Genomic DNA, 20,019 nt, shown 5'->3' with positions numbered 1-20,019 from the left:
CTCTTTCTAATGATGATTTCTTCCTCTCCAACAATCATTGGAACGATTATTGCCATTATTAACGACGATTGCCGGCACTTCCTCAATACCCAAATCTTTTAAAACTGTTAAGCGCTTATTCCCATCAATACAGTGATAAAAACTTCCTTTTACTTCCACCTTAATCGGAAAAGACAGCCCTATCCTTTTCACACTGCTTTTTAACACATCATCATATTCTTTTTGATCAAATTCAATGGTTTGAATCTGCAATTTTATAATACGCATATTTGCCTTTCTACATTAACGGTGCAAACAACTTTAAAAAGACCGCAATGATTCTTAGATATAATGGTTTTGATTTAAAATACCCAATAAAAACAGGCTGAGACACTTCCAATGTTTCAAAATAATCTTGTTTAATATCCAATATTGCACTTGTTCCCAACATATATGTCCCACATTCAAAATGATGCACTAAACTACGATAATCTAAATTAATCGTCCCAACTGTTGCTACATGGTCATCACTGATAAACGTTTTAGCATGAATAAATCCCGGAGTATATTCATAAATTTTAGCTCCTGCTTTAAGCAGCTGATCATAGCTCGCCTGACCAATCAAATGCACATACCATTTATCAGGAATAAACGGCATGATAATACGCACATCAACGCCACGTTTCGCCGCATTACATAAAGCAATCATCAAATCATTATCGATGATTAAATACGGCGTTGTGATATAAACATAATGATTAGCTTGATTAATAATATTAAGATAGACATTTTCTCCGACCAGCTCATAATCCAAAGGACTGTCTTCATAGCATTGCACATACCCATTATCAATCGGTAGACTTTCCTGATTATAAAGGAAGACAGAAAAATCCTCATCTTCATCCATGTAGTAATTCCATGTCTCTAAAAACATTAAAGTAAAGTCATTGACCCCTTCTCCTTCCAACATCACCGCATTATCTTTCCAATGACCAAAACGACGAATCTTATTTATATATTCATCGGCAATATTGATTCCTCCATTGAAAGCAATTTCCCCATCAATCACGGTAATCTTACGGTGATCACGATTGTTGTGAACAATAGATAAAATCGGTTCAAAAGGATTAAATGCCATTGCTTTTATCCCATGAGATCTCAAGTAGCGAAAATATTCAGGCGGCAGTGTCGTCAAACAGCCAAGATCATCATATATAAAACGCACTTCTACGCCTTCTTTTACTTTATCAATTAAAATATCTAAAACGGTCTGAAGCATATACCCTTCATCAACGATAAAACTTTCAATAAAGATATACTTTTTTGCCAGCTTCAACTTTTCACACATGGCTTCAAACATCTTTTCCCCTAAAGGAAAATAGGTGGTTTTAGTATGCGCATAGACTCTTGCATTTGAATAATTTCTCAAATAATTGACTTGTCCGATATAATGAGGAAAGTCTTTTTGCAGTTGTTTAAATGTTTCTTGATCGCTGTAAGAAGCACTGTTTCTTAACGCGTATAATTTATTATTTTCTTTCTTTAAAGCTTTAGATACATGGTTTTGTCCAAACAACAAATACAAAGCACCGCCAAATAATGGAATCAACATCATAATCACTAGCCAAGGCAGTTTTAAAGAGGGCGATGTCTCTTTATTTATTAAATAAAGAACCATGATAATGCTTAACAAAATAAAGAAAATATAAATATATGTAAACACATGGGAAAAGCTGTTGATCAGCACCAGTAATATAATAGCCTGAATAATAATCAGCAGAATTGTTACCATGCGTCGGCTTAAAACCAGGTTGGTAAATTTTCTCATATTTATACCTCTTTCTAGTCATTTATTATAACATAATTTGACTAGATTGCATATTCATAACTGAAAGGATGATAATATGTTCTATGTTGACTTTGATTTAGGACCAATTGATTTTGGTTTTACCTACCCGCCATTTGGTCCCAGTCCATTTTGGGGACCTCGTCCGCCATTTGGTCCACCGCCACCTATTTGGGGTCCACGCCCACCATTTGGTCCATGGGGTCCGGGAGGTCCAGGCCGTCCACCGTTTGGTCCCGGTCCAGGAGGTCCAGGTCGCCCACCATTCGGTCCAGGTCCAGGTGGTCCAGGTGGTCCAGGTGGTCCAGGTCGTCCACCATTTGGTCCCGGTCCGGGAGGCCCAAGACCAGGAGGTCGTCCATATTAAAAAAGCAACTTGCAAGTTGCTTTTTTAATATTCCAAATAATTAACGATTGTCTGGTTCAAGGTTTCACAGCTGTGATTAAATTTATTCTTATCGTTTTCATTTAATTCTAACTTTATAATTTCTTTTATTCCCTGACGACCGATGATTGCAGGTACTCCAATATAAAGTCCCTGTTTTCCATATTCCCCGCTTTGATAAGCAGAAACAGTTAGAATGCTGTTTTCATCATTAAAGATCGCCATTAATAATCGATTTAAAGATAGACCGATGCCATAATAAGTGGCTTTCTTTCTCTCAATAATTTCATAAGCCGCATTTCTTACTAAGTCATAAATATGCTGAATACTATCCATATCCTTGTCTTTTTCTACCAGATATTCTAATAAAGGTTTACAGCCAATAAAACAGTTCATCCAAGGAACAAACGAAGAATCTCCATGTTCACCTAAAATATAAGCATGAATATTTGAGTTGCTGATTTGCAAATATTCTCCCATGTAATAGCGTAATCGAGCTGTATCCAACAGCGTTCCCGAACCGATTACCCGAGTTGGATGCATACCTGATGCCTTCATGACAACATAGCTCATAATATCCACCGGATTGCTAGCCACCACAAAAATCCCATCAAAATGATTTTCCATCACCTTGTTTGTGATATCTCTCATTATTTTAGCATTGATTTGTGTCAATTCCAAGCGTGACTGTCCCTCTTTTTGATTTGCACCGGCACAAATCACAACGACATCTGCATCCTGACATTCACTGTAATCTCCCGGTCTGACTAGTATTTTTTTATTTAAGTATGGAAGTCCGTGATTCAAATCCATCGCCTCACCGATTGCTTTTTCATAATTTTGATCAATTAAAACCAATTCATCAATACCACCGGTATTAAGCAAAGAATATGCCAAAGACATACCTACAAAACCAACTCCAACCAATACCACTTTTCTTTGTTCGTTATTCATTTTATCACCCATTATAGTATGAACGAAAAAAAAGAAGATAAACAGCAAAACTGTTTATCTTACACCGCCACCGGAACCACCGCCGCTGAAGCCTCCGCCTCCGCCGCCACCAGAAAAGCTAGTGGATTGAGAAGATTGGAATCCGGCTGAATACCCTTCATGTACTGAATAACTCATATGATTGATCATCATGATCGTAGCATATGGATTTGAATAGTAAGGAATATATTCTTCAAAATACTTAGGATATAATTCCTCAAACTGTCTGCTTACTTCACTGGCAATACCGTAAAGACTGGCATAAATCAAATAATCTTTCCATAGGTAAACTTCTTTTGCTTCTCGTTCATTGACCAATGTGAATTCTTTCAAATAAAATTTTAATCCCAGCACTTCTTCAACTTTTGTTTTTCCCATATCATTAATATAGCGTTGTTTTGCTTTAATGAGATGAAACAGTCCTCTTCTAATATACGTTGAAATATAGCCTTTATCCGTAAAATAATTTTCTCCGCTCAATCTTATGGATTCCAGCCATATTTCGACATCTTCATAATTGTTTTTAGCCCAACGTTCAAACTCATCTTCTTGCAAGATATGATCTCTTCCACTGGCTTTATAAAGCATTTCATACAACTGTTTTTCCAAATATTGATTAATACCTTGTGTATTTTCAAAAATGATTGAAGGCTGCTGTTTAGATCTGAACAATCCCGGTTTTTCCGTCGTTTCAATACGAATATTCTTATTTAGCATCCATTTTAATAAAAAGGCACCGATAATATCTGTCTCATTTTTTAGTTCACCGGTCTGAACCAATGAGAAATAAGCCGGGAGCAGATCCCCATTAAATGGAATATCACGATAATAGTTCACATCACGTTTGGAAACATGATATTTCTTCACTTTACGAGAACTTGCATAAAAACGCGCTGTATAAATAAAGATAAACAATAGCCCCGCAAAACCAACAACTATAGCAATCGGCGCAATCATTTCAAATAAGTCTAAATGACTTTTTTGGTTTGCTTCTTTTTCTACTTCAGCATACGTTTTATCCACTTTATTCGTTGGTGAAAACATCCCTTTATCAAAACGCATCAAAATCGTGGCATGATTATTACTTGAAAGCCCCTTGCTTGAAGATGTATATAGATAATCACTATATAGTATCACGTCGCCTTTGAATCCCATCGCCTGATATTTCGTGTTTTGATCACTGAATTTCACACTGTCCGTACTTATCGTAATACTGATCTTTTGTGGTGGATTACTCATGTCCTTATTAACTAAACGCTGATTAAATCCATCATAATCTTCATAGCTATTAATAAAATTAGTCATCGTATACGATACAGTATAGCGATTTCTCCCATATTCACTTACTCCCCAGCAAATTTCATAACCGGAAGATAGTTTATTTAATCCACATTTATATTTTTTTTGTTCAAAAGATAAAGAGGTGTCCCATGTATCAAACGTAGTAAACACATTCCCCTTATCATCCCTTACCTGTAAATCTAAAATATCACAATCTCTTAATTGGCTTTCATCCTTATATACTTCAGTTCCTTCATCAATATACATATCCCATACTTCTTCAATATAAGCATCCCCATTGGGTTGAAGATACACATGAATATCGATAGAATTACATGTGATCGCTTCAACCCTTAATAAACAACTGAACGCAATGAGGATCGCCAATAATGAAAAGACATACTTTTTCAGCGATTTAAACATTCGGCATGGCTTCCTTTGCTTCATCCATTTCCAGATAATCTTTTAAATCACCAAACCCTAACATACTGGCAAATAAGCTAGCCGGCAATTGTCTGATCTTACGATTAAACTTAGTCACAGTATCGTTGTATACCATCTGACTATAACGTACTTGATCTTCATATTGCTTTAAACTTTCCATTGTTTTTGTATAGACTTGATCAGCTTTCAAATCCGGATATGCTTCAGAAATAACTTGAAACTTTGAGATCGCCTGTTCCATGATTTTTTGTTGTTCATTGATTTTATTGACATCATCATTTTTTGTCAAAGTTTGTCTTTGTTTTACAACATCCATTAATGTATTGTATTCATAATCAGAATAATCTTTTGTCAGTTTTACCAAACTTGTGATTGCTTCCCAGCGGGCGTTTTGCTGAACACTGATTTGTGACAACGCATTATAGCAATTTTCATCCAAATGAACCAAGCGACGTTGAATCACAACTAAATATCCAACAACGATGGCTATGATCGCTACGATAATGATTAGCATATGCTGCACCTCCCTTTTTCTTTATTATAGCAGTTCTTGATTAAGATTACTCGTTTTTCAACAAAATAAAAATACGATTCTTATAAAATTCTTGCATTCGCTTCTCTTATCATCTTGTTTATATTGAAGCTAAACAAAAATCCAAAACACTACGCTATAAAACCAAATTTTTTTAATCTATTTGTGATTAACCACACGTTCCCCAGATCAAAATAACAACTCATATTCAATGGATATATCCCTTTATATTTCGTGATTTCTTATTAACACCTCCACCATTTTACTTTTCTTAATCGTGAAACAAAAAAAGATTTAACCCGAACGCACAGTGGTACTTTTTATTACATGTGAAAAATGATACAATCTAATTAAGGTTAACGACAAGGAGGAAGTTATAATGTTGAAAATTTTGATTTGCTGCGGTGGTGGTTTTTCATCAAGTGCCATGGTAACCAAAGTAAAAAAAGAAATCGTTGAAAAACAGTTGGAAGATAAAGTCATGATTGATTTTTATCCTTTTACTTTGGCGAATGAAATCATGAAAAACTATGATGTGTTAATGGCATGTCCGCATTTAAGATATGGGGTTCCTCAATTCATCAAGAAATTCGAAAAAGAATGTATCCCTATTTATCTGCTGCCACCTAAAATGTACGGAACCATGAATTTGGAAGATATCATGGAAGATGCAGAAGATATTCTTGCCGGGTTTAAAGAAACAAAAATGAACCCTTTTCACTTCCCCGGTGAAGAGAATGTCTTAAAAGTAAGAAGAATTCACAGCTATCGCAGAGAACATCAATAAAATAGATATAATGTCTCAGCAAATAATAACAAGCAAGCTTAATTTCTCATTTAAAGAAATTGAGCTTTTTTCTTTTTCAACTCCTTTTATTTTTCTTTATTTAAAAGCCCCGCACTTCAACATACGGGGCATAAGGATAAGGGAGTTATTTATTTTATATAAGAGCCGTTCCGTCAATATTATCTGGGATCACTAGTCCCAGCAATTTCATAAATGTTGGAAATTCATCGACTAAACGTCCTTGTTCAATAATTCTTGCAGGCAATTGAGAATTATAGATGATAAACGGCGGGCGATCCCCTTTGGTCGGTAAATGACCGTGGGTCGCTTTAGCGTATTTATAATCATCATTATTGATTTCGTTTACGATCTCTCCATCAACATCATTAGATATAGAGATGAACGGACAGCTTTCCACTACATAATCAAAATCACCTGATAAATGCATGCTGTTCAACTGATCGCTATTGAAAATCTGTTCAATATAACCTAGATGTTTTGCTTCTTCTAAGATGCCAATCACTTTGGCAGCGATTAATTTATTTTTAATATAGACATGTCCGGAAATTCCGGCAGATTGAACATAGGCATCATAATCGATGACATTGCCTAATCCATCTGTTTTAATTAAGCCAGCGCGTCGCAGCATTTCGTTAATACTGACAACACGGCGAATATTTAACTGACCATGGTCCCCTAAGATAACAAAAGTTGTCTTATCAAAGATACCGGCACGCTTATACATTTCAAAGATATTGGCTAACCAGTGTCCGTGTTTTTGATGAGCCTTTAAAATGGCTTCCCCTTGGGTTCCATTAATATGGCGTTCATGATCCAAAGTTGCTTGATGCAAGAAGAGGACATCTGGCTGATGATGATCGACGATATCCATTACCGCTGCTTCGGCAAAGGTATCCAGAGCTAAATTCTCTTTCCAATCCAGTAAATGTTTATTGCGATAGTATATTTTCTTTCCTTCCAAAGAAGCGGCGTTTAAAATTGCTGAATTGCTTCTTTCATATTTTAACGGCCATATTTCCGGCAGTAAGTAATCGATAGGTCCTTCACCGGTTACTGGCCAGGATACTGCTGCGGTTGTCAGATTGTTTTCTTTTGCATAATCAAAGATTGTCTTCACCTTTAAATCCTTATAATGCCAAAACCAGTTGCCGTTATGAATGCCGGGGTCCAATTTTTCATTATGAAAGATGCCATGCTTATTTGGATAACAGCCTGTCATGATCGTGGCATGGCAAGGGTAAGTCAAGGTCGGATAGATACATTCGATGTTTTTTACGATAATGCTGTCGGATAAAGCTTCACTAAATCCCGGTAAGTCTTTGATCTTGTCTAAATCACTGGTAAACAGCGAATCCACGCTGATAACGACTAATTTCCTCATGCTGACCTCCGCTATTTATTTTCCTGTAAGATCTTTGTCGCACTGTCCGCAGCGGTATCTAATGCTGCTTTTGGATCTTCATTGGTTGTAAAGATTTTATCTAAAGCCGTTGTATATACTTTTGCGGCTTCCACATAACCTTTGTTCATCGGACGTCCGCTTCCGTACTGTAATTGATCTAAAGCCACTTTAAACTGTGGTGTTTCTTCGTATAATGCTTTGATTTCATCACTGTCGATTGCTGTAGTTGTGGTTGGTAAGTATCCTGTCTTCTTATGAGAATAAATCACTTGTTCCTGATCGGTCATAAAGTTAATGAACATTGCTGCTGCTTCTTTTTGTTTATCACTTAATTTTGAAGTCATCACAATATTGCAGCCACCTGTCGGTACACTGTATGCTTTCCCACAAGGAATGAATGCTGTTCCGATTTCATAACCATTTTGATTAGCGATATCTAAGGTATTATTTAAACTTCCTGTTGATCCCAGCCACATGGCTACTTTTTGGTTCATTTGTTCTGTACTTAAAGTATCACTTGCATTGTTTCCGCTGTAATATTTGAAATTGCTGTTGGCAAGTCCGTCTTTTAAGAAGTTTACGGCTTCTAATGCTTCTTTTTGATTAAAGATCGCTGTCGTTTCATCAGCACTGACTGTATTTCCGCCATTTCCTTTAGTTAAGGCTTCAAAATGCCAAACATCATTTAAGAATCCAAATCCTTTTACACCTAAGGATTCCAGCTGTTTAGAAACATTTGCTAACTCTTCCCAGTTTTTAGGGGCTTCGCTGATTCCGGCTTGATCGAATAAGGTTTTATTGTAGTAGAAGATTGGTGTACTTCTTAAATAAGGCACCCCATATAATTTTGAATCTACATAAGAGTTTTCCATTAATCCCGGTAAGAAGTTAGCTTCTTTTTCATCAGAGATATAAGAATCTAAGGGTTCCAGCATTCCAGCTGAAGCAAAGGTTTTGATACTTCCGATTTCCATAACTGAAATTGCCGGTTGTTCATTGGCAACAAAGGCACTTTGCAATTTAGCATGTAAGTCATCATATGTTCCCTGATATTCGGCAGTGATATGAATATTATTTTCTTTTCCAATCGTATCATTGAATTTTTGGGTTAATTCCAAGTTGTTTTCGGCTACTTTGTCCTGCCATGAATACCAGAATGTTAATTCGGTTACCCCGCTGTCTCCTCCCGATTCTGATTTATTGGTTGAACAGCCAAATAAGGCAACGCTCATAAGTGTGGCTAAAGAAACTTTTAAAAGCTTATTCAGTTTAGTTTTTCTCATTTTTTTCTCCTGTTATTTATCTCCCATATAGGTAAATGCTTTAATGATTTGTTTTTGTGCCAGTAAGAAGGCAATCAAGATTGGAATGACCAACATGACATTTCCTGCCATTAAAACATGGAAATTAACGCCGCTTTCAATATTCCTTAAAGAAGCTATCCCAACCGGTAATGTTCGTACAGTATCTTTTGTTGTTAAGACCAAAGGCCAAAAATAATCGTTCCATGTATTGATAAAGGTCAATAGTCCTAACGTTGTCAATGTAGGTCGTGCCAATGGCAGCATAATCTTACGAATAATCTTAAATTCACTTGCTTTATCTAGCTTAGCCGCCTCTATCAATTCTTTTGGTACCTGCTTAAAGGTCTGACGCAGCATGAAGATTCCAAATGCACTGGAAGCAAATGGTAAAATCAAACTTTGATACGTATTGATCCAGCCTAATTTTGAAAACATGACAAACAAAGGCAGGAAGACAAGCTGAGCGGGAATCATCATCGTAATCATGATTAATCCAAATAATATCTTATCTCCTTTAAACTTATATCTGGCAAAAGCATAGGCTGCCGGTACAATCGTACACATCTGTAAGATCAAGACACTTAGGGTCACGATTACACTGTTGCCCAGATACTGCATAAACGGGATAGCTTCAAATGCTCGTTTAAAGTTTTCCCATTGGAAAATCTCCGGCCACATCGTCGGTGGTATTCTGACCGTTTCTCCCAATGTTTTCACAGATGTCGTAAACATCCAGTAAAAGGGAAAGAAGAAGATCAGAAAGAGGATGATCGTGATAAGGATGCGTGGTGTTTTTTTTACTATTTTCATGATCTCTCCCCCTATTGATAATGGACTTTCTTAGATAATAATTTGAAATAAATGATGGTAAAAATACTGATGATCACAAGTAATACAACGCCAATGGTAGAAGCGTAACCAATCTTATAGAACTTAAACCCATATTCATATAGGGAATAAACCAGCGTGTTCGTACTGTTCTGCGGGCCTCCCTGCGTAATGATCTGAATCGTATCAAACACTTTAAATGAAGCGATGATATTAACGATCGTTAAGAAGAATAAGGTTGGTGAGATCATCGGAAATGTGATTTTCAAGAATGTTTGACGACGATTGGCTTTATCCAGAGATGCTGCCTCATAAAGATGTTTAGGAATACTTTGCAAAGCCGATAAAATAATGATGGTATTGTATCCCACGGTTTTCCATACAGAAATGATGACCAGTGAAAACAAAGCTATTTTAGGGCTTCCTAACCAGTCAATCGGTCCAATCTTAAAAATCGATAAAATATAATTGATCAAACCAAAATCAGTATTCATCAGCCACATCCATAAAAAAGAAATGGACGCTAATGAAACGATATAAGGTGAAAAGATAATGCTTTGCATAAAACTGTTCACTTTTGATTTCTTATTTAAGAATAGTGCCAACAATACCCCAAAGAGGATTCCCAATCCCACCGTTAAGATCATATAAACAAACGTATTGGATAAGGTCTGATAAAAGGCACTGTCTTGAAATAAGGCGATGTAATTTTTAAATCCAACAAACAATCTTGTCGGGGATATAAAATCCCATTCAAAAAAGCTGAGCTGAATCATGCTGACAATCGGATAAATCGAAAAGACTAAGAAAATAATGAGTGCCGGTGCAACAAAAAGATAGGGTTTCGCTTTTTTTAATAATTCATTTTTCATGAACGAAGGATATCCATTCTATTTTTATTTTCATCAAAACAGTGAATACTAGAATACGAAAGCGATAATTTGATTTCATCATCTAAATTCAAGTTGATATCACTAAACATTTTGACTGCTACTACGCCCATGTTCGTTTGCACACGATAAATAATTTCCGACCCTAACATTTCTTTTGTTAAAACGGTACCGGTAAAAACCAATTTTTGTTTTTGATCCTGTGTCGGTTCGTACATTTTTACTTTAGATGGTCGAAATCCGATATAAGCAATTTGTTCTGGCAACGTTGCAATCGCTTCGAATTTTTGACGTTCAATGATATTCATTTCCGGTGTTCCAATAAATTGTGCGGTAAAGACATTTTTTGGATACGTATAGATATCATGCGGTGATCCGTGTTGTCGAATCTTTCCTTTTTCCATCAAGACAATATCAGTTGCCATCGATAATGCCTCTACTTGATCATGCGTTACATAAACAAATGTCGCATTTAATTTGTGATGCAATTCAATTAATTCAGAACGCATTTGATTTCTTAATTTTGCGTCTAGGTTACTTAGCGGTTCGTCCATTAAAAAGACTTTTGGTTTTTTAACCATCGCTCTGGCTAACGCTACACGCTGTCTTTGTCCCCCTGATAATTGTGACGGCTTTTTGTCAAGATATTCCCTTAATCCAACAATATCGATAATTTCTTCAATCAGCTGTTCTCTTTCCTCTTTAGGAATCTTAGCATTAATCAAACCAAATTCGATATTCCCTTTGACAGTCATGGTTGGATAAAGCGCATAGTTTTGAAATACCATGGCAATATCACGGTCACCCGGATCGATATCATTCATCTTTTTCCCATCAATATAGAGTTCTCCTGATGAAATGTCTTCGAGTCCGGCGATCATGCGAAGTGTCGTCGATTTTCCGCATCCCGATGGTCCTACTAATACTGTAAAACTACCCGATGCAATGGTTAGATTCAGATTTTCTATGACCGTACTTTTATTGTCATAATCTTTTCTAACATTTTTTAATATGATCTCTGACATATTTCCCCCCTGTAGTTATGTTTCGTCTCTTTTGAAGACGTCCCCATTATAGCAAAGTCATATTAAATCCAAAGACAATCGACGTTAACTCTATGTAAACTATTTATCATGATCATTTTTAATTTTTAAAAGTAAGTTATTTTGGTTAAATTAAAGTTAATTGAATTTTGAAAAATACAAATATCTGCTATGATGCTTAGCGGGAGGAAATTATGGAAAAGAAATTAATTTTTTTTGATATTGATGGAACGTTGATTGACTGCCATACTAATTTAGTCAAAATGAGCCAAAAAACACGTTATAGTTTAGAAACCTTAAAAAAAGCCGGACATCAGATTTTTATCGCCAGTGGACGTTGTCTTTGCTTCATGCCACCAGAAATTCAAGAGTATCCCTTTGATGGATATATCAGCTGCAATGGTGCCAGTATTCATTATCATGGCAAAGCGATCTACAAAGATACGATTTCCCTGACGCAAATAAAAAGATTAGAGACATTCGCTAAAGAAAATCAAGTCATTTACTTTTTAGAAGAAGATCAAAAGATTTATACCAATAAAATAGATGACCCGACCTGTCTTGCCTTTGCAAAGAAATGGCAAATGCCATTATCGCATTTATATCCGCTTACAAATGCGGAAGCGTTAGATGTTCAAATGGCAATGATGATCTGTCCAAACTCACAAACCTTAGATGCCGCAAAAGTCTATTTTCAAGATGATTTTGATGTCCAAGTACATCCCGGTCAATTATCAACCGATCTTAGTCTTAAAACATCATCCAAAGGAAGAGGGATTCGCATCTTAACTGATTATTTAGATCAAAATATGACAGATACGATTGCTTTTGGCGATGGTCCTAACGATATGGAAATGTTTAATACGGTATATCTTCCCATCGCCATGGGAAATGCAGTCGATGAATTAAAAGAACGCGCAGAAGATATCACATTGACAGTTGCAGAAGACGGAATCTATCATGCTTTATTCAAACACCAATTAATCAAAGAAATCTGAGTATAAGCCCTTCATTGCATAGCATAATAACTATGTAAGGAGGTTTTTTTATGGAAAATTTAATTGATAAAGAATTATTAGAGTTTAAAGTGGAAGCGTATCATGACGGAAAATTTGAAGAAGTTACCCATAAAGACGTAAAAGGAAAATGGGCTGTCTTTTTCTTTTATCCAGCTGATTTTACATTTGTATGCCCGACTGAACTGGCGGATTTACAAGATTATTATGATGAATTAAAAACAATGGATTGTGAAGTTTATTCCGTTTCCTGCGACAGTCATTTCGTGCATAAGGCATGGGCAGATACTTCTGATACAATCGGAAAAATTAAATATCCGATGCTGGCGGATCCAACCGGTAAATTAGCGGATTTCTTTGGTATTTTAGTAAAAGATACTTTCCAAGCATTGCGTGGAACATTCATAATGGATCCCCATGGAAAAATTAAAGCCTATGAAGTACATGACATGGGCATCGGTCGTAACGCAGAAGAATTAGTGCGTAAGGTTGCCGCAGCTCAATTCGTTGCCAAACACGGAAATGAAGTGTGTCCGGCTAAATGGAAACCTGGCGAAGATACATTGATCCCATCATTGGATTTAGTAGGTAAAATCTAATGGATCAAGAGATCTATGATCTGATTATTTTAGGTGCCGGCAGTGCCGGATTAAGTGCCGGTATCTATGCCGGAAGAGCAAAGCTGAAAACATTGATCATCGATAAGAATGCTCCCGGTGGACAGATCTTGAACACGAATGAAGTCGTGAATTATCCGGGCATTATTTCTACAAATGGACCGGACTTGATTGCGTCCATGAAACAGCAGGCAATCCATTTTAACTGTGAGATCATTCATGAAGAAATTACAGATGTTATATTGGATCAGCAAATCAAAGAAATTAAAACCGCTGATAAAACTTATCGGGCCCTCGCTTTGATTATTGCCACCGGTGCCATGCCAAGAAAGCTGAACTTTCCCGGAGAAGAAGAGTTCACCGGGCGTGGAATCGCTTATTGTGCAACGTGTGACGGACAGTTTTTTACAGATTTAGATATCTTTGTAGTGGGCGGTGGGTTTGCCGCTTGTGAAGAAGCGATGTATTTAACTCGTTTTGGTAAAAGTGTAACGATGATCGTGCGTGAAGAAGATTTCACCTGTGCAAAAACGATTGGTGATAAAGTGCGTGCACATCCTAAAATCAACGTTCATTTTAATAGTGAAGTCGTTTGTGTTGAAGGGGATGATTTTGTTCATACTCTAACGTATATCAATAATCAGACAAAAGAAAAAACTGTCTATACACCAAAAAACAATGATGCCTTTGGTTTGTTTATTTTTGCCGGCTATCTGCCTGCAACCTCTCTATTTAAAGGGAAAATAGAATTAGATCAACAAGGATATGTCAAAACAAACGAACAACTCGAAACAAACATAGAGGGAGTTTATGCCGCCGGAGATTTACGCATTAAAGAACTTCGTCAAATAGTTACAGCGGTCAGTGATGGAGCAATCGCAGCCACCAACTGTGAACACTATCTAGCAAAATTTAAAGAGGAACACCCTCAATATAATGCGATCAAGCCAAAAACAAAGCAAAAGAAAGAATCCCGCAGTCAGTCTGGTTTGATTAATCAAGATTTAGCGAAACAGCTGCAAGATGTCTTTGCCAAGTTTAAAGACCCTGTGACTTTACAGCTTTACCTTGATGAAGGGGATAAGTCCAAAGAGTTAGAAGATTACATGGATAATATTGCGGACCTCAGTGATAAGGTCATGATTGAAAAATTTCATGAACCCCTTCCTGAAATGCCGGTGGTTAAATTTAAAGATTACCCTATTTGCTGGCATGGAATTCCTGCCGGTCATGAATTCAATCCCTTTATTTTAACCATGTATTACATTTCTACTCAGCAGATCCCTTTAGAAGAAGCACAAAAAGAAAACATCATGAAAATTGATCATGATGTTCACATTAAGATCGGTGTCACCCTTGCCTGCCATTTTTGTCCCGATATTGTTGGGAATATGGAAAAAATGGCACTTATTAATCCAATGATCAAAATAGACGTTTACGATATCAGCTTATTTCCTGAATTAAAAAAGAAATATCGTCTGATGTCCGTACCGGCAGTTATATTTAATGATCAGGATATTGTATTCGGTTCACAAAGCTTAGACACTTTAATAGAAAAAACAAAAGAGGCATAACGCCTCTTTTAGATTGCAAAATATAAAATAAAGACAACAAGCAAGCCAAGAATAATCGGACTGATTTGCTTTGCTTTTCCGGCAGCTAACATGGCAATGACATAAGCAAAGAATCCAAAAGCAATCCCATTGGCAATCGAATACGTTAAAATCATGGTTAGGATCGTTACAAAACCACAGCTGGCAAATACTAAATCATCCCAATCAATCCCTTTTAACTGTTGTGCCATCAAAATTCCGACAACCACTAATGCCGGTGTGGTAACAGCAGAAGTAACAGTAGATAAAATCAATGGTGAAAAAATCATTGAAATAAAGAACATGATTCCGGTTGTACATGCCGTAAGCCCGGTTTTCCCGCCTACTTCTACCCCTGAAGTAGATTCAACAAAAGAAGTAACCGTTGAGGTTCCCAAAGCAGCTCCGGCAACTGTTCCGACGGCATCTGCTACTAAAGCTCTTTCAACATTTTCTAATTGTCCTTTTTCATTTACCAAACCGATACGATTTGCCACCGCTACCAATGTTCCGGCAGTATCGAAGAAATCCACGAATAAGAATGAGAAAATGACCATGCAGGCACTCAACGGTTCTGCAAACAGTTCACCAAATCCATCCATAAACGCACCTAAAGTGTGAATACTGAAATTAAATTCAACTACTTTATCCGGTAATGTCGGCATCCCAGCAAAGCCACCGGCTAAGTGAAGAACAATACCGATGATCGCGGTAATGATCATCCCGATAAATACGGCAGCAGGTACTTTTTTTATCAATAAAACAAGGGTGATCAAAATCCCGGCAATTGCCAATAAAACTGCAGGATCTTTTAAATTCCCTAAAGCAACGGCGGTTGAACTGCTGGCAACGATGATTCCGGCATTTTTCAAACCAACAAAAGCAATAAAGAACCCAATTCCAGCACCAATCGCCAACTTTAACTGCGATGGGATCGAATTAATGATCATTTTACGAATCCCTGTTACCGAAATGAAAATAAAAATCAATCCGGAAACAAAGACAGCGGCTAAGGCAGCTTGCCAACTATACCCCAATGTTAAACAAACGGTATATGTAAATAAGGCGTTGACTCCCATCCCCGGCGCTAAAGCTACCGGATAATTTGCTACCACTCCCATGATGATAGAGGCAATTCCAGCAGATAAAGCGGTCGCAATGAATACAGAATGTTTATCCATTCCTGTTTCACTTAAAATCGCCGGGTTGACTCCAAGAATATAAGCCATCGCTAAAAATGTCGTAATTCCCGCAATGATTTCTGTTCTTACGGTTGTATTTTTAGCTTTTAACTTAAAAATCTTTTCTAACATAATTTCCCTCTTTCTTTCAAATTTCTGTCAAATACATCAAATGACTTATTTATTATACTGGAAAACAGTCTTAATCTCAAGATGAACTTATTTCAATCAATCTTCCTGTTTCATCGATGCTCTCCACAATTCTTTTATTGAAAAGCAAAAATAAGTTTGCTATGATGATTAAACGAGGTGAGCCTATGAAAAAATGGAATGTTTTGAATAATATCATTATCCCCATATTTATTATTGTAGTCTGTTCATTGGCTCCGATTCTTCATCAAAACCTTACTTATATCGCCAATCAGCTGCCCTACCGCTTTCTTGTTTTTATATTGGCTTGCTTGATTGCGTATAATTTTTACACACAGTTTACTTGCTTATTTAAAGTGACGGAATTTTATGGGCAAAAAGCAGCTTATTTGATGATCTTCTCCTTGATATTAATCCCCCTTGCAGTTTTAGTTCCCTATAATAAAAAGGATATCCTATGGTCTATGATACATGTCTGGATATCCTTTGGAGGCAGTATTCTGTTTATGATTTTGCTCAATGTCTTTTTATGGCATCTTGCCAAGACACACATTGAGATGTATCAGCAGATTCTGCCGGTCTATTTATTTTTAATAACGGGTTGCTTCACTCTTTTTGTATGGTTAGGGAGTGTCAGCTCTTTAGTCGAAATCTTTTTTATTTGTAGTTTAAACGCTTTGATTTATCAGCTCAACCGTTTATTTAAGCTTTAAGCTTCTTCAGCCATCTCTGCAACCAGGATCCTTGTTTTGGAGTCAGGCTGTTTTTTTGTGCCTGTTCAATAAAATACTGATGAGAATTCATCGGTTCCCCTTGATCTTTGATGGAAATATATTCTTGTCCCACCAACAGTTTTCCGTTGATATTATCTTGACACATAATATCGACCATATCCAAGATACGCTTTTTAATGCGCTGATCATAAATCGGAACCGCAATTTCTACACGCTTAGTGGTATTTCTTGTCATCATATCGGCTGAGGAAATGTAAACCTGTGCATCATGTCCTTTACCGAAAGCATAAATTCGGGAATGTTCCAAAAATTGTCCCACGATACTTTTTACAGTAATATTTTCTGTTTTCCCGTGCACCCCGGGAACTAGACAGCAAATTCCTCGAATCAACAAATAGATGGGGGTCCCTGCCTGACTGGCTGCTGCTAAAGCATCAATGATTTGACGATCTGTCAATGAGTTCATCTTCATAAAGATATTCCCGCTGCTGCCTTTTTCCGCTTCTTCCTTGATCTTATTAATCAGCGAAGATTTTAAGGAATTGGGAGCAACCAATAAATGCTGATAATCACCATCCAAGTTGGATATTGCCATGTTTTTAAAGAAACGAACCGCATCTTCCCCTATTCCTTGATGGTGCGTCATCAAACTGAGATCGGTATAAAGCCGAGAGGTGGATTCATTATAATTTCCGGTTCCGATCTGAGTAATGTACACAATCCCCTTATGTGTTTTACGAGTAATCAAACAAATCTTAGAATGAACTTTATAATCCTCAAAGCCATAGAGAATCTGACAGCCGGCTTCTTCCAACACTTTAGAAAACAAGATATTATTTTCTTCATCAAAGCGTGCTCTTAATTCCATTAAAACAACAACATCTTTTCCATTTTCAGCAGCTTCACATAAGTATTTAACGATCTTTGCTTCTTTTGCTAAACGATAGATCGTGATTTTAATGGAAATGGTTTCTTTATCATTGGCACACTCTTTTAATAAACGGATAAACGGAGTCATTGATTCATAAGGAAAACTCAATAGCTTATCATCTTTTAATACCTGTCGGGTAATAGAGGCTTCCATATCAAAATCCTGTGCAGGATAAGGTGAAAACGGCGGATAACTCAATGTCATCTTGCTTTTTTCCGGAACTGCTTTTAATAGATCAAACAAATATTTCATATTAATCGGAGACTGACTCATGTAATAGCACTCTTCACTAAGATCAATATGTTTCAACAAATATTTTTTTACTTTGTCATCTAACGGTCCCTGTGATTCCAAACGTACTGCGTGCAATCCACGGCGTTTCTTTAAAAGCTGTTTCATCATCTGACGATAATCTTCATAATAATCTTCCAGTTCTTCGTCAATAATCAGATCTGCACTGCGAGTAACAGAGATAATCCCGCTGTTTTTAACGATGTAATTCTTAAATATCTTATCCACGAAATACAACAGTACTTCTTCAGCTAAAACATAGCGAACGGTATTCCCTGGCAGTAAAATCAACCGTCTGCAAGCTGAAGGCAACTGTACTAAACCAAAGTAATCTTCTAATTCTTCTTTTAAGGATGCCACAATATACAAACTTCCATTTTCCAAGTGAGGAAAAGGATGCACTTTATTCATGACCATCGGTGAAAGGATCGGTGAAATCTGATGCTTAAAATAGTCATTGATGAAAGTTCGATCCTGTTTATTCAAATCCTGAATACGTTCATGCGTTATATCATAGTACGCCAGTTCTTTTTCCAAAGACTGCACCGTTTGATCTTTATAGGCACATAATGTACGAGCTGTTTCATGTATCTTTGCCAGCTGTTGGTGAGGTGTCAGATGACTGCGTACATCCTGATGTTGTGGACTCATCTCCAGCATATCATTGATGCTGCCGACACGAACCCTGAAAAACTCATCTAAATTGCTTGAAAAGATAGCCACAAATTTACATTTTTCTAATAGCGGCACCTCATTATGGTGGGCTAAATCCAGCACCCTCTGATTAAATTTTAACCAAGATAATTCACGATCCTGGCTATAACTATAGTCATAGTCTTCATTCATAATACTCATCCCCCGTCATTTGATAGCGATTCATCAAATAGCCTTCCCTTAATCCTGTATGGGAGATCGAAATGCGCTCGATTCCATACATATTCATTATTTGCAGTAGGATCAGTATTCCCGGAACGATCGTATGGATACGATCCGGTTTGATCCGTAATATCTTATGGGCACTGCTCTCCATATCATTTAATATTAAATCCAACATCATTTCGACATCTTTCTTACTAAATGCACTTAATTCCTTTACTTTTAATTCTTTACGAATTAAAAGCAATAATGCCCGAATAGAACCCCCTACCCCGATAGCTGTCGTCATTTTTTGATTTTTCGGTTTATCAGGCAAAGCATTTAACTCTTTTTTGATTCTGGCTTTCATATTTTTCACTTCTGCTTTTTTGGGAAAAAGATAATCGACATAGTCAGCATATAGATTTAATGAGCCTACCGGCATCGAAGCATTATAAAAAATATGATCCTTTTCATATCCTACAATCTCACTGCTGCCGCCGCCAATATCAATCAGCCATCCAGAATCGACATTCATGGACAATCTTGCCCCATAAAAATCATATAACCCTTCCTGATCCTGACTCAAAAGCTCAATCTCTATGCCTAACTCTTGTAAGATATGCTCAAGCACATCCTTTTTATTACTGACATTTCTTAAGGAAGCGGTCGCAAAATAATATGCATTTTCAACATGAAACATCGTACAGAAATGCTTCAATTGAGACAGCGCATCGGTTAGCTTAGCAATCCCCTCACTTGTGAGCGTCTTATTTTCAATACAGCTGGCTAACCCTAACATAATTTTTTTGGAAACTAACTGTTTAAATGTTTTTTCCTGCATGGTATATACAATTAATCTTACGGTATTAGACCCGATATCTGTCACTGCTACTTTCATCTTTTTTCTCCTAAAT

General features: G+C 36.8%; 19 protein-coding genes. 6 read left to right on the top strand and 13 right to left on the bottom strand.

Features of this window, described 5'->3' with window-relative positions; all coding sequences use genetic code 11:
- Positions 1-6: 6 nt before the first annotated feature.
- Both BN1225_RS07460 and cls read right to left on the bottom strand, forming a co-directional pair.
- Positions 7-267, bottom strand: coding sequence for a ParB N-terminal domain-containing protein (locus tag BN1225_RS07460; protein WP_041139193.1), 261 nt, complete (start codon positions 265-267; stop codon positions 7-9).
- A gap of 10 nt (positions 268-277) precedes the next feature.
- Complete coding sequence (gene cls, locus BN1225_RS07455; RefSeq protein WP_041139192.1) at positions 278-1,807, bottom strand: cardiolipin synthase; 1,530 nt, start codon at positions 1,805-1,807, stop codon at positions 278-280.
- A gap of 76 nt (positions 1,808-1,883) precedes the next feature.
- Here cls and BN1225_RS07450 point away from each other — a divergent pair, with 76 nt between their 5' ends.
- Complete coding sequence (locus tag BN1225_RS07450; RefSeq protein WP_052466459.1) at positions 1,884-2,192, top strand: hypothetical protein; 309 nt, start codon at positions 1,884-1,886, stop codon at positions 2,190-2,192.
- A gap of 24 nt (positions 2,193-2,216) precedes the next feature.
- Here the strand turns inward: BN1225_RS07450 and BN1225_RS07445 are convergent, their stop codons facing one another.
- The 3 genes from BN1225_RS07445 to BN1225_RS07435 are packed head-to-tail and all read right to left on the bottom strand — an operon-like array spanning position 2,217 to position 5,442.
- Positions 2,217-3,164 (bottom strand): L-lactate dehydrogenase, encoded by a 948-nt coding sequence (locus tag BN1225_RS07445; protein WP_147585196.1) that lies wholly within the window; start codon positions 3,162-3,164, stop codon positions 2,217-2,219.
- Between the two features lie 54 nt (positions 3,165-3,218).
- The gene (locus tag BN1225_RS07440; RefSeq protein WP_041139191.1) at positions 3,219-4,907 is read right to left on the bottom strand and encodes a DUF2207 family protein; all 1,689 of its coding nucleotides are present in this window, start codon (positions 4,905-4,907) and stop codon (positions 3,219-3,221) included.
- Positions 4,900-5,442 carry a LemA family protein gene (locus BN1225_RS07435; RefSeq protein WP_041139190.1) on the bottom strand — a complete coding sequence of 181 codons (543 nt, stop codon included), beginning with the start codon at positions 5,440-5,442 and terminating at the stop codon, positions 4,900-4,902. The genes BN1225_RS07440 and BN1225_RS07435 overlap by 8 nt, the downstream gene beginning before the upstream one ends.
- 397 nt (positions 5,443-5,839) lie before the next feature.
- Between BN1225_RS07435 and BN1225_RS07430 the strand changes: the two genes are divergently transcribed.
- Complete coding sequence (locus tag BN1225_RS07430; RefSeq protein WP_041139189.1) at positions 5,840-6,247, top strand: PTS sugar transporter subunit IIB; 408 nt, start codon at positions 5,840-5,842, stop codon at positions 6,245-6,247.
- A gap of 154 nt (positions 6,248-6,401) precedes the next feature.
- Here the strand turns inward: BN1225_RS07430 and BN1225_RS07425 are convergent, their stop codons facing one another.
- The 5 genes from BN1225_RS07425 to BN1225_RS07405 are packed head-to-tail and all read right to left on the bottom strand — an operon-like array spanning position 6,402 to position 11,717.
- A complete protein-coding gene (locus BN1225_RS07425) occupies positions 6,402-7,649 on the bottom strand; it encodes an alkaline phosphatase family protein (RefSeq protein ID WP_041139188.1) in 1,248 nt (415 codons plus the stop codon).
- A gap of 11 nt (positions 7,650-7,660) precedes the next feature.
- Positions 7,661-8,953, bottom strand: coding sequence for an ABC transporter substrate-binding protein (locus tag BN1225_RS07420; protein WP_041139187.1), 1,293 nt, complete (start codon positions 8,951-8,953; stop codon positions 7,661-7,663).
- A 12-nt stretch (positions 8,954-8,965) separates the two neighbouring features.
- Positions 8,966-9,784, bottom strand: a complete 819-nt coding sequence (locus BN1225_RS07415; protein WP_041139186.1) for a carbohydrate ABC transporter permease — start codon at positions 9,782-9,784, stop codon at positions 8,966-8,968.
- A gap of 11 nt (positions 9,785-9,795) precedes the next feature.
- Positions 9,796-10,674: a carbohydrate ABC transporter permease gene (locus BN1225_RS07410; protein WP_041139185.1), complete on the bottom strand. Its 879-nt coding sequence runs from the start codon at positions 10,672-10,674 to the stop codon at positions 9,796-9,798.
- Positions 10,671-11,717: an ABC transporter ATP-binding protein gene (locus tag BN1225_RS07405; RefSeq protein ID WP_041139184.1), complete on the bottom strand. Its 1,047-nt coding sequence runs from the start codon at positions 11,715-11,717 to the stop codon at positions 10,671-10,673. Before BN1225_RS07405 ends, BN1225_RS07410 begins: the two co-directional genes overlap by 4 nt.
- A 212-nt stretch (positions 11,718-11,929) precedes the next feature.
- Between BN1225_RS07405 and BN1225_RS07400 the strand changes: the two genes are divergently transcribed.
- Genes BN1225_RS07400 through BN1225_RS07390 form a run of 3 tightly spaced genes read left to right on the top strand, consistent with a single transcriptional unit; the run spans position 11,930 to position 14,942 of the window.
- Complete coding sequence (locus BN1225_RS07400; protein ID WP_041139183.1) at positions 11,930-12,733, top strand: Cof-type HAD-IIB family hydrolase; 804 nt, start codon at positions 11,930-11,932, stop codon at positions 12,731-12,733.
- A 50-nt stretch (positions 12,734-12,783) separates the two neighbouring features.
- Complete coding sequence (ahpC, locus tag BN1225_RS07395; RefSeq protein ID WP_041139182.1) at positions 12,784-13,350, top strand: alkyl hydroperoxide reductase subunit C; 567 nt, start codon at positions 12,784-12,786, stop codon at positions 13,348-13,350.
- Positions 13,350-14,942, top strand: a complete 1,593-nt coding sequence (locus BN1225_RS07390; protein ID WP_041139181.1) for an FAD-dependent oxidoreductase — start codon at positions 13,350-13,352, stop codon at positions 14,940-14,942. The genes ahpC and BN1225_RS07390 overlap by 1 nt, the downstream gene beginning before the upstream one ends.
- A gap of 8 nt (positions 14,943-14,950) precedes the next feature.
- Here the strand turns inward: BN1225_RS07390 and BN1225_RS07385 are convergent, their stop codons facing one another.
- On the bottom strand, positions 14,951-16,273 hold the full coding sequence (locus BN1225_RS07385; RefSeq protein WP_041139180.1) for an NCS2 family permease: 1,323 nt from the start codon (positions 16,271-16,273) through the stop codon (positions 14,951-14,953).
- A 185-nt stretch (positions 16,274-16,458) separates the two neighbouring features.
- On the opposite strand from BN1225_RS07385, the gene BN1225_RS07380 reads away from it, so the two are divergent.
- Positions 16,459-17,004 carry a hypothetical protein gene (locus BN1225_RS07380; RefSeq protein WP_041139179.1) on the top strand — a complete coding sequence of 182 codons (546 nt, stop codon included), beginning with the start codon at positions 16,459-16,461 and terminating at the stop codon, positions 17,002-17,004.
- Here the strand turns inward: BN1225_RS07380 and ppk1 are convergent.
- Together ppk1 and BN1225_RS07370 are read right to left on the bottom strand one after the other, a co-directional pair.
- A complete protein-coding gene (ppk1, locus tag BN1225_RS07375) occupies positions 16,994-19,093 on the bottom strand; it encodes a polyphosphate kinase 1 (RefSeq protein ID WP_041139178.1) in 2,100 nt (699 codons plus the stop codon). The two genes, BN1225_RS07380 and ppk1, sit on opposite strands and share 11 nt — an antisense overlap.
- Positions 19,086-20,003, bottom strand: coding sequence for a Ppx/GppA phosphatase family protein (locus tag BN1225_RS07370; RefSeq protein WP_041139177.1), 918 nt, complete (start codon positions 20,001-20,003; stop codon positions 19,086-19,088). Before BN1225_RS07370 ends, ppk1 begins: the two co-directional genes overlap by 8 nt.
- Positions 20,004-20,019 lie beyond the last annotated feature (16 nt).

Source organism: Beduini massiliensis, assembly GCF_000829905.1.
GTDB lineage: Bacteria > Bacillota_I > Bacilli_A > Erysipelotrichales > Coprobacillaceae > Beduini > Beduini massiliensis.
This window is presented reverse-complemented; position numbering and strand designations above follow the sequence as displayed.

What these genes read in the sequence shown, in the direction of transcription:
- BN1225_RS07460 (WP_041139193.1), bottom strand. Translation starts at nt 267, where the DNA reads ATGCGTATTATAAAATTGCAGATTCAAACCATTGAATTTGATCAAAAA.
- cls (WP_041139192.1), bottom strand. Translation starts at nt 1,807, where the DNA reads ATGAGAAAATTTACCAACCTGGTTTTAAGCCGACGCATGGTAACAATT.
- BN1225_RS07450 (WP_052466459.1), top strand. Translation starts at nt 1,884, where the DNA reads ATGTTCTATGTTGACTTTGATTTAGGACCAATTGATTTTGGTTTTACC.
- BN1225_RS07445 (WP_147585196.1), bottom strand. Translation starts at nt 3,164, where the DNA reads ATGAATAACGAACAAAGAAAAGTGGTATTGGTTGGAGTTGGTTTTGTA.
- BN1225_RS07440 (WP_041139191.1), bottom strand. Translation starts at nt 4,907, where the DNA reads ATGTTTAAATCGCTGAAAAAGTATGTCTTTTCATTATTGGCGATCCTC.
- BN1225_RS07435 (WP_041139190.1), bottom strand. Translation starts at nt 5,442, where the DNA reads ATGCTAATCATTATCGTAGCGATCATAGCCATCGTTGTTGGATATTTA.
- BN1225_RS07430 (WP_041139189.1), top strand. Translation starts at nt 5,840, where the DNA reads ATGTTGAAAATTTTGATTTGCTGCGGTGGTGGTTTTTCATCAAGTGCC.
- BN1225_RS07425 (WP_041139188.1), bottom strand. Translation starts at nt 7,649, where the DNA reads ATGAGGAAATTAGTCGTTATCAGCGTGGATTCGCTGTTTACCAGTGAT.
- BN1225_RS07420 (WP_041139187.1), bottom strand. Translation starts at nt 8,953, where the DNA reads ATGAGAAAAACTAAACTGAATAAGCTTTTAAAAGTTTCTTTAGCCACA.
- BN1225_RS07415 (WP_041139186.1), bottom strand. Translation starts at nt 9,784, where the DNA reads ATGAAAATAGTAAAAAAAACACCACGCATCCTTATCACGATCATCCTC.
- BN1225_RS07410 (WP_041139185.1), bottom strand. Translation starts at nt 10,674, where the DNA reads ATGAAAAATGAATTATTAAAAAAAGCGAAACCCTATCTTTTTGTTGCA.
- BN1225_RS07405 (WP_041139184.1), bottom strand. Translation starts at nt 11,717, where the DNA reads ATGTCAGAGATCATATTAAAAAATGTTAGAAAAGATTATGACAATAAA.
- BN1225_RS07400 (WP_041139183.1), top strand. Translation starts at nt 11,930, where the DNA reads ATGGAAAAGAAATTAATTTTTTTTGATATTGATGGAACGTTGATTGAC.
- ahpC (WP_041139182.1), top strand. Translation starts at nt 12,784, where the DNA reads ATGGAAAATTTAATTGATAAAGAATTATTAGAGTTTAAAGTGGAAGCG.
- BN1225_RS07390 (WP_041139181.1), top strand. Translation starts at nt 13,350, where the DNA reads ATGGATCAAGAGATCTATGATCTGATTATTTTAGGTGCCGGCAGTGCC.
- BN1225_RS07385 (WP_041139180.1), bottom strand. Translation starts at nt 16,273, where the DNA reads ATGTTAGAAAAGATTTTTAAGTTAAAAGCTAAAAATACAACCGTAAGA.
- BN1225_RS07380 (WP_041139179.1), top strand. Translation starts at nt 16,459, where the DNA reads ATGAAAAAATGGAATGTTTTGAATAATATCATTATCCCCATATTTATT.
- ppk1 (WP_041139178.1), bottom strand. Translation starts at nt 19,093, where the DNA reads ATGAATGAAGACTATGACTATAGTTATAGCCAGGATCGTGAATTATCT.
- BN1225_RS07370 (WP_041139177.1), bottom strand. Translation starts at nt 20,003, where the DNA reads ATGAAAGTAGCAGTGACAGATATCGGGTCTAATACCGTAAGATTAATT.